The organism is Streptomyces otsuchiensis (genome assembly GCF_004305975.1).
In the GTDB taxonomy this organism is placed as follows: Bacteria; Actinomycetota; Actinomycetes; order Streptomycetales; family Streptomycetaceae; genus Streptomyces; species Streptomyces otsuchiensis.
In genome coordinates, this window is sequence record NZ_BHZI01000188.1 from 1 (window position 1) to 11,692 (window position 11,692).

General features: G+C 74.5%; 11 protein-coding genes. 7 read left to right on the forward strand and 4 right to left on the reverse strand.

The window, feature by feature from the left end; all coding sequences use genetic code 11:
- A partial coding sequence (locus E0D90_RS17730; protein WP_130799212.1) for a sensor histidine kinase occupies window positions 1-1,247 on the reverse strand: 1,247 nt, incomplete at its 3' end.
- 253 nt (window positions 1,248-1,500) lie between these two features.
- On the opposite strand from E0D90_RS17730, the gene E0D90_RS17735 reads away from it, so the two are divergent.
- The 4 genes from E0D90_RS17735 to E0D90_RS17750 all read left to right on the forward strand — a co-directional run bounded on the left by E0D90_RS17735 (window position 1,501) and on the right by E0D90_RS17750 (window position 5,191).
- Window positions 1,501-2,535, forward strand: coding sequence for an SAM-dependent methyltransferase (locus E0D90_RS17735; RefSeq protein WP_227870293.1), 1,035 nt, complete (start codon window positions 1,501-1,503; stop codon window positions 2,533-2,535).
- Between the two features lie 289 nt (window positions 2,536-2,824).
- Complete coding sequence (locus E0D90_RS17740; protein ID WP_130799214.1) at window positions 2,825-3,052, forward strand: cation:proton antiporter regulatory subunit; 228 nt, start codon at window positions 2,825-2,827, stop codon at window positions 3,050-3,052.
- 12 nt (window positions 3,053-3,064) lie between these two features.
- Window positions 3,065-4,594, forward strand: coding sequence for a cation:proton antiporter domain-containing protein (locus E0D90_RS17745; protein WP_174856216.1), 1,530 nt, complete (start codon window positions 3,065-3,067; stop codon window positions 4,592-4,594).
- Window positions 4,595-4,654: 60 nt separating this feature from the next.
- The gene (locus E0D90_RS17750) at window positions 4,655-5,191 is read left to right on the forward strand and encodes a DinB family protein (protein WP_130799215.1); all 537 of its coding nucleotides are present in this window, start codon (window positions 4,655-4,657) and stop codon (window positions 5,189-5,191) included.
- 91 nt (window positions 5,192-5,282) lie between these two features.
- Here the strand turns inward: E0D90_RS17750 and E0D90_RS17755 are convergent, their stop codons facing one another.
- The gene (locus E0D90_RS17755) at window positions 5,283-6,377 is read right to left on the reverse strand and encodes an NADH-quinone oxidoreductase subunit D (protein ID WP_227870294.1); all 1,095 of its coding nucleotides are present in this window, start codon (window positions 6,375-6,377) and stop codon (window positions 5,283-5,285) included.
- A 218-nt stretch (window positions 6,378-6,595) separates the two neighbouring features.
- Here E0D90_RS17755 and E0D90_RS17760 point away from each other — a divergent pair, with 218 nt between their 5' ends.
- The 3 genes from E0D90_RS17760 to bioB all read left to right on the forward strand — a co-directional run bounded on the left by E0D90_RS17760 (window position 6,596) and on the right by bioB (window position 10,086).
- Window positions 6,596-7,108: a PH domain-containing protein gene (locus tag E0D90_RS17760; RefSeq protein ID WP_103528199.1), complete on the forward strand. Its 513-nt coding sequence runs from the start codon at window positions 6,596-6,598 to the stop codon at window positions 7,106-7,108.
- The gene (locus E0D90_RS17765; protein ID WP_130799217.1) at window positions 7,108-8,688 is read left to right on the forward strand and encodes a PH domain-containing protein; all 1,581 of its coding nucleotides are present in this window, start codon (window positions 7,108-7,110) and stop codon (window positions 8,686-8,688) included. The genes E0D90_RS17760 and E0D90_RS17765 overlap by 1 nt, the downstream gene beginning before the upstream one ends.
- A gap of 141 nt (window positions 8,689-8,829) precedes the next feature.
- On the forward strand, window positions 8,830-10,086 hold the full coding sequence (bioB, locus tag E0D90_RS17770; protein ID WP_130799218.1) for a biotin synthase BioB: 1,257 nt from the start codon (window positions 8,830-8,832) through the stop codon (window positions 10,084-10,086).
- Between the two features lie 103 nt (window positions 10,087-10,189).
- Here bioB and E0D90_RS17775 read toward each other — a convergent pair whose 3' ends face one another.
- Entirely contained in the window at window positions 10,190-10,672 is a 483-nt protein-coding gene (locus E0D90_RS17775; protein ID WP_103500411.1) for a nuclear transport factor 2 family protein, read from the reverse strand.
- Window positions 10,669-11,610 carry a dihydropteroate synthase gene (gene folP / locus E0D90_RS17780; RefSeq protein WP_130799219.1) on the reverse strand — a complete coding sequence of 314 codons (942 nt, stop codon included), beginning with the start codon at window positions 11,608-11,610 and terminating at the stop codon, window positions 10,669-10,671. The genes E0D90_RS17775 and folP overlap by 4 nt, the downstream gene beginning before the upstream one ends.
- Window positions 11,611-11,692 lie beyond the last annotated feature (82 nt).

The window sequence follows — 11,692 nt, forward strand, 5'->3', positions numbered from 1 at the left end:
GTCCCGGCGGGCGCCGTGCCGGCGGCGGCGACGGTCACCGGCCGGCCGTTGGTGACCGGCAGTGTGGCCCTGATCCGGAAGCCGCCGCCCGGCCGCGGGCCGGTCTCCAGGCTGCCGCCGACCATCCCGACCCGCTCCCGCATGCCGATCAGGCCGTGCCCGTGGCCGTCCGCGCCGCGTTCGCCGTACAGCCACGCCTGGGCGCCGCGCCCGTCGTCCTCCGCGAGGACGGACAACGCGTCGCCGCCGTAGGTGAGGCGGATGTTGGCGTGGGCGCCGGGGCCGCCGTGCTTCCTGGTGTTGGTCAGCGCCTCCTGCACGATCCGGTAGGCCGTCAGCTCCACGCCGCTGGGCAGCGGCCGGGGGCTGCCGTCGCACCGGCACTCCACGGGCAGGCCCGTGCCGCGCACCTGGTCGATGAGGTCGTCCAGCTGCTCCAGTCCGGGCTGCGGCACGTAGTCGCCGGGCTCGCGCTCCGTGCCGTCGTCGCGGAGTACGCCGAGCAGCCGGCGCATCTCGGTGAGCGCCTGGCGCCCGGTGCTGGAGATGGTGGTGAGCGCGGTGCGGGCCTGCTCGGGCGCGGCGTCGAAGACGTAGGCGGCGCCGTCGGCCTGGACGACCATCACGGAGACGTTGTGCGCGACGACGTCGTGCAGCTCGCGGGCGATGCGGGCGCGTTCGGCGGCGACGGCGATCCGGGCCTCGGTGGCCCGCTCGTGCTCCAGCCGGCTCGCCCGCTCCTCCAGTTCCGCGTAGTAGGCGCGGCGGGTGCGCAGCGAGTCGCCGAGGACCCAGGCGAGAGCGAAGCAGACGGTGATCAGGATCGTGTCGAAGACGGCGTAGCCGACGCCCTGGTGGTTGCTGTCCGGCCAGCGCAGGGCGGCGACGGTCGGCGCGGCCAGCGCGCCCGCCAGTGCCAGGCGGGACGCCCACCGCACCGCCCCGGACGCCACCGTGTAGGTGATCACCAGAAAGGCGAAGTTGGCCGGGGACGGCCCCGTGTCGAAGATCAGCTGCGCCACTCCGGTCACGAAGGCGAGGAGCAGCATCGGCTGCGGCGCACGGCGGCGCAGGGTGGTGACGAGGTAGAGCGCGAGGACCACGGCCGTGGCGGCCGGCCAGGGGCCGGTCGCGCCGTACGGGTCGTCGCTGAAGACCCACATCAGGGAGATCAGCAACGGCACCAGACTCCAGGAGCCGTCCACCAGGGTGGGGTGGCGACGCAGGAAGTCGTAGAGCCGGGTCATGTCACCCAGCGTAGGCAGGTGTCGTGCGGCCCGGAGTCACCCGGAGGGGCGATCCGTCGGAACGGCGACTAGTCCTCAAGGTGGACGGCGTGCCGTGCCGAGCGGGACCGGCCGGGACGGAACGGGCGGGTTCCGGCGGCGCGTGCCGACTGCGTACGGTGCTGCGGTGGACGCGGGAACGGGAACAGAAACGGGAACGGGAACGGGAGCGGGACGACGGGGCGGGCCGCGTGGCGGGCGCCCGGGCGGCGGGGTGCGGGCGGTGGACGGTGGCGGCCCCACCGGCTGGCGCACCGCGGCCGAACGCGCCCTCTACGCCCGCGATCCGGCGGACGCGCCGGGGTTCTTCATCCGCGAGGCGCCCGCAGCGCACTTCCGGACGGCGGTGCACGCCTCCCCGCTGTTCGCCGCGGCCGTGGCCCGGCTGCTGCTGCGCGTGGACGAGGCACTCGGCCACCCCGCCACGCTGGACCTGGTCGACGTCGGCGCGGGGCGCGGCGAGCTGGTGACCGGGGTGCTGGCCGCGCTGCCGCCCGGGACGGCACGACGGGTGCGCCCCCGCGCGGTGGAGCGCGCGGCACGGCCGGCCGGCCTCGACCCCCGCGTCGAGTGGTGCGCCGAGCCGCCTGCCCCCGTGCGGGGGCTGCTGTTCGCCAACGAGTGGCTGGACAACGTGCCGCTGGACGTGGCCGAGACCGGCACCGACGGAGTCGCCCGGTACGTCCTGGTGGACGGCGACGGCCGGGAGACGCCGGGCGCGGTGGTGGACGGGGCCGACGCGGCGTGGCTGGAGCGCTGGTGGCCGCTCTCCGGCGCGCCGGGCGAGCGGGCCGAGATCGGGCGGCCGCGTGACGCGGCGTGGACGGCGGCGGTGGGCGCCGTCTCGCGTGGGCTGGCCGTCGCCGTGGACTACGCGCACCGCCGAGCGGACCGGCCGCCGCTGGGGACCCTGACCGGCTACCGGGACGGCCGCCAGGTCGCACCCGTCCCGGACGGCAGCTGCGACCTGACGGCGCACGTGGCGCTGGACGCGTGCGGCGCGGCGGCGGCCGGGGCCGCCGGGGCGGGCGCGTGGCGGCTGCTGACCCAGCGGGCGGCGCTGCGCGAGCTGGGCACCGACGGCGGCAGGCCACCGCTGGAGCTGGCCCGTACCGACCCCGGCGGCTATCTGCGGGCGCTCGCGCGGGCCGGGGAGGCGGCGGAGCTGACCGACCCGGCGGGGTTCGGCGGATTCAGCTGGCTGGTGCAGCCGGTGGGTGTGGACCCGCCGTTGGGCGTCCCGGGGTGACCGGCGGCGAACGGCGGGCCGGTACGCGACGGCAGGGAGAGCGTCGGCCGGGAGAGCGCTGACGGGCCGCGCGCGGCCGTCCGGCGCAGCTCGTGGGGCGGGCCGGCGCGTTTGCTGCCACGCTTCGTGTGTGGCGTCGAAGCCGCCACACCGGTGGCCGCGCCGGGCGTGCGCACCCGGCGCCCAGGCGCACGTCCGGCCGCTCGCCGCAGCGCCCGCGCCGCGCCACCGGTCACGGGCCGCGCGCCCGCCGCCCCCGGCGGACGCGCCGAACCGCCGAGGAGCTGTCATGGGCCAGGGCGTGCACGTCGTCGAACTACCGGGCGTCGGGACGCGGTACGACGTCGACCTCGGCAGTGCCGAGGACCGGGTCTCGGTGGTGGTGCGCTCCGGCGGCACCCGCGACCTGTACGTGTTCACCAAGGGCTCCGCCGACCCGACCGCGGTGCTCGAACTGAGTGAGGAACAGGCCCGCAAGCTGGCCGCGGTGCTCTCCGCGACCTTCTACGAGGGCTGAGGGCGGCCGCCGGTGCACGCCGACCTGGTCGGTTTGGGCGCGGCCCTGCTGCTCGCCGGACTGGTCGCGCGCGGCGCCCGCCGGGTGGGGCTGCCGTCGGTGCCGTGCTACATGCTGGTGGGCATCCTGCTGGGCCCGGGGACTCCGGGGCCGGTGCTGATCGAGAACCCCGACGACCTGGCGCTGCTCGCCTCCCTCGGTCTGGTCCTGCTGCTCTTCCACCTGGGTGTCGAGTTCCCGCTGGACCAGGTGGTCGGCGGCGGCAGACGTCTCTTCCTGGCCGCCGCCTGCTACATCGGGCTGAACATCACCGCCGGGCTGCTGTTCGGCTTCGCGCTGGGCTGGGGCGCGGCGGAGGCGCTGGTGGTGGCGGGGGCGCTCGGGATCTCCTCCTCGGCCATCGCGACCAAGCTGCTGATCGAGCTGCGCCGCCTCGCCAACGCCGAGACACCGGTGATCCTCGGCATCATCGTCATCGAGGACCTGTTCCTGGCGTTCTATCTGGCGCTGCTCTCGCCGGTGCTGTCCGACTCCGACACGGCGGGCGAGCTGGTGCGCGACATCGCCGTCAGCTTCGGCTTCCTGGTGCTGCTGTTCGCCGTGGCCCGGTGGGGCGCGCGAGCGGTGGGGGCGCTGGTCGGCAGCCGGGAGGACGAGCTGCTGGTGGTGGTCACCATCGGTCTGGTGGTGCTGGTGGCGGGGCTGGCGGAGGACGTCGGCGTCTCGGACGCGATCGGCGCGCTGATGATCGGCCTGGTCATCTCCCGTACCCGGTTCCGGGAGCGGGTGGAGAAGATGGTGCTGCCGCTGCGGGACGTGCTCGCCACGGTGTTCTTCGTCGCCTTCGGTCTGACCATCGACGTCGGCGACCTCGGCGGGGTCGCCGTGCCCGCCGTCATCGCGGTCTGTCTCACGGTGCTCACCAATGTCTCCGCCGGGATCGTCGGCGCGCGCCTCTTCGGCTTCAACCAGCGGGGCGCGGCCAACATCGGGCTGACGGTGCTGGCGCGCGGCGAGTTCTCGCTGATTCTCGCCACGCTGGCCATCGCGGCCGGGCTCGACGCCCGGATCGGGCCGTTCGTCGCCCTGTACGTGCTGCTGCTGGCGGTGATCGCACCGCTGCTGGCGTCGGGCTCCCGCTTCCTGGCGCGGGTGATGCCGGACCGGCTGCTGCGTTCCAACTGGAGTTACGTCCGTGAGGAGACCATCAGCACCTCCTGCACCCATCTCGACCAGATCAAGGTGACCGACACCGAGGCGCAGGCGTGCGAGGCGTGCCGGGTGCTGGGCGACGACTGGGTGCAGCTGCGGCTGTGCACCAGCTGCGGTCACGTCGGCTGCTGCGACGACTCCCCGCACCAGCATTCCCGGCGGCACGCGGCCGAGGCCCGGCATCCGGTGATCCAGTCGGCCGAGCCGGGCGAGGACTGGAGGTTCTGCTTCGTCGACGACACGCTGGTGCGGGCGCCGATGGGGTCGGCCCGGCGTGCGAAGGGCTCCGGCTCGGCGTCGGGACCAGGACCGGGACCGGGCTCCGGCTGAGTGACGGGCGGGGCCGCAAACCGTTTCCGGTGGACCCGTCCGCCGTGTCAGGGTCCCCGGATGGACACCGCACGACATGCGCTGCTGCGCGGCCAGTTCGACCTCACCTGGGCGCTCTTCGACTACCACCTGGAACGGCTGACCCCCGAGGACTTCCTCTGGGAGCCCGGTCCGCTGTGCTGGACGATGCGCCCGGCGCCGGACGGCGGCTGGGAGCCGGACTGGGCCGACACCGAACCGGACCCGGTGCCGGTGCCGACGATCGGCTGGCTGAGCTGGCACATCGACTGGTGGTGGAGCACGGCTCTCGCCCATGCCGCAGGACGGACGCCACCGGACCGCACGGCGGTGGCCTGGCCCGGCGCGGGCGCCGCCACCGTGGCACGGCTGACCGCGTTGCGGGAGGAGTGGCGCGCCGCCCTCGACCGGCTGACCGAGGCCGACCTGGACGCCGTGGCGCCGTTCCCCTGGCAGGGCGATCCGGCGCACCGGGTCTCCGACATGGCCGCGTGGGTGAACGCGGAGCTGATGAAGAACGCCGCCGAGATCGGCCAGCTCCGCCTGCTGCGGGCCGCGTCGGGGCACAGCGGGGAGTGATCCGCGGCGCTGCCGGGGGCGTGCGGCCGCCGCGCGCAGGTCCGCCCTCCCGGGCCTCCGCACATCGGGGCTTCCGGGGACTCCGTGACGGCTACTTGTCGATGTCGCCGACGACGAAGAAGAACGATCCGAGGATCGCGACCATGTCCGCGACCAGGGTGCCGGGCAGCAACTGCCCCAGCGCCTGGATGTTGTTGAACGACGCCGACCTCAACTTCAGCCGGTAGGGCGTCTTCTCACCCTTGGAGACCAGGTAGTAGCCGTTGAGGCCGAGCGGGTTCTCCGTCCAGGCGTAGGTGGCGCCCTCCGGGGCCTTCAGCACCTTCGGCAGCCGCTGGTTGACCGGGCCCGGCGGCAGGTCGGCGAGCCGGTCGAGACAGGCGTCGGCGATCTCCAGGGCGTTCCGGGTCTGTTCCAGCAGCACCTCGAACCGGGCCAGGCAGTCACCCTCGGTACGGGTGATCACCCTTACCACCGAGCCGAGTTCGCCGTAGGCGAGGTACGGCTCGTCCCGCCGGAGGTCGAAGTCGAGGCCACTGGCGCGGGCGATCGGCCCGGAGACGCCGTACTCCTTCGCCACGTCCGCGTCGAGCACCCCGACGCCTCGGGTCCGGGCGCGGAACACCTCGTTGCCGAGGACGAGTTCGTCGAACCGCCCCAGCCGGCCGCGAACGCCCGCCACCGCGTCGCGGGCACGGCCGGTCCAGCCGGCCGGCAGGTCCTCCTTCAGTCCTCCGACGCGGTTGAACATGTAGTGCATCCGGCCGCCGGACAGCTCCTCCATCACGTGCTGGAGGTCCTCGCGCTCGGTGAACGCGTAGAACATCGGCGTGATGCCGCCCAGTTCCAGCGGATAGGAGCCCAGGAACATCAGGTGGTTGAGCGCGCGGTTGAGCTCGGCGAGCAGCGTGCGCAGCCACACCGCCCGCTCCGGCACCTCCATGCCGAGCATCCGCTCCACGGCCAGCACCACGCCCAGCTCGTTGGAGAACGCCGACAGCCAGTCGTGCCGGTTGGCGAGCACGATGATCTGCCGGTAGTCACGCGCCTCGAACAGCTTCTCCGCGCCACGGTGCATGTACCCGACGATCGGCTCGGCCTGTGAGATCCGCTCACCGTCCAGCACCAGCCGCAGCCGCAGCACTCCGTGGGTCGAGGGATGCTGCGGCCCGATGTTGAGCACCATGTCGGTGCTCTCCGCCGCGCCGCCGACGCCCACCGTCGTCGCCGTGCCCGCGCCGGCGGGCGCGCCGGTGCCGAGGGGGGTGCGCGAGGGGGTGGTACCGGTGCTCGTCTCCGCCATGCCGGTCAGTCTGGCAGCTTCCCGCCGGGTTGGGAGCCCCGGCGCCCGGCGGGCACCCCGCGACCTGATGGCAGGCCGCTACGGGACCGTAAGCTCTACCCATGGACAGCGTCGCAGAGCCCCCGGCCGACCCGCCCGCCGAGGCCCCGCCCGCAGAGGAATGGCAGCGGGTCAAGCCCGCGCTGCTGACCGTCTGGCGGCTCGTGCTGCTGATGTGGACCATGCCGATGCTGCTGGTCGCCGTGGTGCTGCCCCTGGTGCTCGGCGCGCCGGTCTGGGCGCTGCTGGGCGCGGGACCGCTGCTCCTGACGCTCTGGGTGTGGTGGGTCGTCGGCCGCCACCACCGGTCCTGGCGCTATCTGGAGCGGGCGGACGACCTGCTGATCAGCAAGGGCGTGCTCTGGCGGCAGATGACAGTGGTCCCCTACGGGCGGATGCAGCTGGTCGAGGTCACCTCGGGGCCGCTGGACCGCAAGTTCGGACTGGCGCGGCTCCAGCTCCACACGGCCGCCGCTGCCAGCGACGCGACCATTCCCGGGCTGGCCCCGGACGAGGCGGAGCGGCTCCGCGACCGGCTCACCGAGCTGGGCGAAGCGCGTTCGGCGGGCCTGTGATGACTGACGGGGACCGCGAGCGGCCGGCGACCGGCGCCGACGCCGCCCCGGACGCGCCCCCCTCTTCCGAGACACCCGCGCCGCCTGGGACCCCCGCGCCGTCCGAGGCGCCCGCCTCACCCGCGTCTCCCGGACCGGGCACGTCTGCCGGACCGGGCGCCGCCCCCGGACCAGACAAACCGACTGCGGCGGACAAACCGGCCGCAGCGGGCGAGCCCTCGCAGGCGGTCGCGGAAGCCGTCGCCGACCCCGGCACCGCCGTCGCCGAGGAGGCGTTCCCGGCCGGGCAGGGCAAGCGACTGCACCCGGTCACCCCGTGGCGGCGCGCCTGGGCCCCGCTGGCCGGCCTCGCCGCGCTCGCCCTCCAGGACCCGCAGCGGGTGCGCGCACTGGCCGAGCTGGGCGCGGCGCCGCTGCTCGGCATCCTGGCCGCGGTGCTGCTCGCCGCCGTGCTGTACGGCTTCCTCTCCTGGCGGGTGACCCGCTTCCTGGTCACCGACACCGAACTGCGCATCCGTACCGGCCTGTTGTTCCGCCGCAGCGCCCATCTGCGCCTGGACCGCATCCAGTCGATCGATCTGAGCCGTCCGCTGCTCGCCCGGCTGGTGGGCGTGGCCAAGCTCAAGATGGAGGTGGTGGGCGCCGGTTCCTCCGACGAGCTGGCGTTCCTCGGCGAGACCGAGGCACGGGAGCTGCGTGCCGAACTACTGGCGCGCGCCGCCGGGATCACCCCGGAGGCCGCCCGCAGCGCCGGGGAGGCTCCGGCGCAGGAGCTGCTGCGCGTCGATGCCAAGACCCTGGCCTGGGCACTGGCGCTGCTCGGCTCGGGCTGGGCCGCGCTGCTGGGTCTGCTGGTGGTGGCCCCGCTGGTCTACCTGGGCACCTCCAGCATCTTCGCGACGGTCGCGCTGTGTGTGCCCGTGCTCGCGATCGCCTGGCAGTCGGGCATCGGCGGCTTCCTCAGCCAGTACGACTGGACGGTGAGCGAGTCCCCGGACGGCCTGCGTCTGGACCACGGCCTGTTGCAGCGTGACCACGCCACGGTGCCGCCCGGCCGCGTGCAGTCGGTGCGCGTGGTGGAGCCGCTGCTGTGGCGCTCGCGCGGCTGGGCCCGCGTGGAGCTGGAGGTGGCGGGCGAGGGCAACGACAGCGGGATGCTGGTCCCGGTGGCGGACCGCGCGGTCTGCGCGGAGCTGGTGTCCCGGTTCCTGCCCGGGGTGTCGATCGACGAGGCGGTCGCCTCGGTGCGTCCGGCACCGAGACGGGCTCGCTGGGCGGTGCCGATCTGGTACCGGGGGTACGGCCACGGGGTGACCGACACCGTCTTCGTGGCGCGTCAGGGACGGCTGCGCCGCGTGCACACGCTGGTGCCGCACGCCAAGGTGCAGAGCATGCGGGTGGGCCAGGGCCCGTGGATGCAGCGGCTGCGGCTGGCCGAACTCCAGGTCCACCACGGCGCCAACGGCACCGCGGCGGCCCGGATGCTGGATCTGGAGTACGCGGAGGGCGAGATCGCGGCGCAGGCCGAGCGGTCCCGGCTGGGCCGCCGTTCGGCGGGGCCGGAGCGCTGGCTGACCTGAGCGCGCACGGACGCACCCGGCCCGGGCCAGGCCGGGGACGCTCCGGGCCGGAAATGCTCCGGCGCACCCGCCGGGCGCATCGCGGACATCACGTGGCCGCTCGCTTCCCCCCGCGCCCTGACGTGCGCGAGGATCAGCACCATGGACCTGCTGAACACCCTCGTGGCCAAGGGAATGCGGCGCGAGTCGCCCACCCGTGAGGAAGCGCTCGCCGTGCTGGCGACGTCCGACGACCAGCTGCTGGACGTGGTGGCGGCGGCCGGAAAGGTCCGCCGCCAGTGGTTCGGGCGGCGGGTGAAGCTGAACTACCTGGTCAATCTCAAGTCCGGGCTGTGCCCGGAGGACTGCTCCTACTGCTCGCAGCGACTCGGCTCGACGGCGGGCATCCTCAAGTACTCCTGGCTGAAGCCCGAGGAGGCCGTGCGCGCCGCCGGCGCGGGTGTCGCGGGCGGCGCCAAGCGGGTCTGCCTGGTGGCCAGCGGCCGCGGCCCGTCCGACCGGGACGTGGACCGGGTCTCGCGCACCATCGAGGCGATCAAGGACGAACACGCGGACGTCGAGGTGTGCGCCTGCCTGGGCCTGCTCGGCGACGGCCAGGCCGGGCGGCTCCGCGAGGCCGGCGCGGACGCCTACAACCACAACCTGAACACCTCCGAGGAGATGTACGGGCAGATCACCACCACCCACACCTACGCCGACCGGGTGGAGACCGTGCGCCAGGCCCGGACCGCCGGGCTCTCGGCGTGCTCCGGGCTGATCGCGGGCATGGGCGAGAGCGACGAGGACCTGGTCGACGTGGTCTTCGAACTCCGCGCGCTGGACCCGGACTCGGTGCCGGTGAACTTCCTGATCCCGTTCGAGGGAACCCCGTTGGCCGGGGAGTGGAACCTCACCCCGCGCCGCGCGCTGCGCATTCTGGCGATGGTGCGGTTCGTCTGCCCGGACGCCGAGGTGCGGCTGGCCGGGGGCCGGGAGGTCCAGCTGCGCTCGCTTCAGCCGCTGGCGCTGCACCTGGCCAACTCGATCTTCCTAGGCGACTACCTCACCAGCGAGGGCCAGGCGGGACGGGCCGACCTGGAGATGATCGCGGACGCCGGGTTCGAGGTGGAGGGCGCGGAGACCACGACGCTCCCGGCCCATCGCGTCAAGGAGGCGGCGCACGGCGGGGGTTGTGGCACGGCCGCCGGTGGCGGCTGCGGTCCGTCGGACGGTGGTGGCTGCGGCCCCTGCGGCGCGTCACACGGCGAGCCGGGTACCGGGGCCGCTCAGCCCGAACCCGCGGAAGCGACGGCGGCTCCGGCGGCTCCCACCGCAGCCGAACCGGCCGACGGAGCGCGGCCCGACCTGGTGTCCGTCCGGCGCCGGGGCGCCGGGACCGACGTGGCGCCCAACGCCTGAGGACGTAGCGTCCGGCCCCGGCCCACCCGGCCGGGGCCAACGGCGGCCCGGACCAACGGCGGCCGGGGCCAACGGCTGCCGGGGCCAACGGCTGCCGTGCGGCTCAGAGTTCGGCCGCGCCGGGCTCCGAGGGCCCGTCGCCCCCCTCGTCGTCCTCGTCCTCGTCCTCGTCCACCAGGACGGGTGAGCCGTGGTGCGCCCAGATCTTCCAACCGCCTTCCTCCGTGCGGCGGAAGACATTGGTCGCGACCACCAGCCCGCCGACCAGCGGGCCGGCCGAACCGTCGTCCTCCGCCGGTCCGCCGCTGAGGATGTTCTCGGTGCAGGTGACCAGCGCGGTGTCGCCGAGCACCTCGATCTCGACATCGGTCAGGAAGAACTGGATGTACTCCGTGCCGGCCATGATCAGCGCGTAGGAACGCATCACCTCGGCCCGGCCGGTGAGGACCGGCCAGCCGGGGTGGACGACGCTGACCCGGTCGTGCAGCCACTGGTCGGCCATCGCCTCCAGGTCGCCGCGTTCCAGCGCGTCGTAGAGGGCGGTGTTGGCCGCCTCGACCGCCTCGACATCGGTGCCCGCGTTCACCGGCTCCCCCTGCCGCCCTGACCGGCGCCGGCCTGACCGTCGCCGCCCTCGTCCCACGGCCGGGATGCCTCCTCCACCGCGCGGGCGACCCGCACGGCGTCGGCGCTGGCGCGGACGGCGTGCACCCGCACCGCCCACGCGCCGTCGCGGGCTGCGAGGGCACTCACCGCGGCGGTGGCCGCGTCCCGCTCGCGTGCGGGCGGCGGACTGCCGTCCGGCGTGGCCAGCACCCGCCCGAGGAAACGTTTGCGCGAGGCGGCGACCAGCATCGGCCGGCCCAGCTCGGCGCCGAGCCGGCGCAGCCCGGCGACCAGCGCGAGGTCGTGCGGCGCCTCCTTGGCGAAGCCGAGGCCGGGGTCGACGACGATCCGCTCCTCCGCGATGCCGCCGTCGACGGCGGCGTCCACGGCCTCCCGCAGCTCGGCCAGCACCTCGGCCACGGGGTCGCCGTAGACGGCACGCTCGTTCATGTCGGAGCTCTGCCCGCGCCAGTGCATCACCACGAAGGGCACGCCCAGCTGGGCGACGACCGGCACCATCCGGGAGTCCGCGCGGCCACCGCTGACGTCGTTGACCAGCCGCGCTCCGGCGGCGACCGCCTCGGCGGCGACCGACGCCCGCATGGTGTCGACGCTGACCGTCACCCCCTCGGCGGCCAGGGCCCGCACCACCGGTACGACCCGGCGCAGCTCCTCCGACTCGTCCACCCGGCTCGCGCCCGGCCGGGTGGACTCACCTCCCACGTCCACCAGGTCGGCGCCGTCCGCGACCAGTTCCAGGCCGTGTTTGACCGCCGCCCGGGGCTCGAACCACATCCCGCCGTCGGAGAAGGAGTCGGGCGTGACGTTGACCACGCCCATCACCGCACACCGGTCCCACGCCGGCAGGCCGTCCACCACGCCGCGCGGGGCGTGCTCGTGACCGGAGAAGAGCTGCATGCGACCAGGGTAGGCGCTGGTGCCCCGTCCACTGGATCTTGCGGCCCGCCCCGCNCGTCGCCACCGGCGGCGGACGGTGACC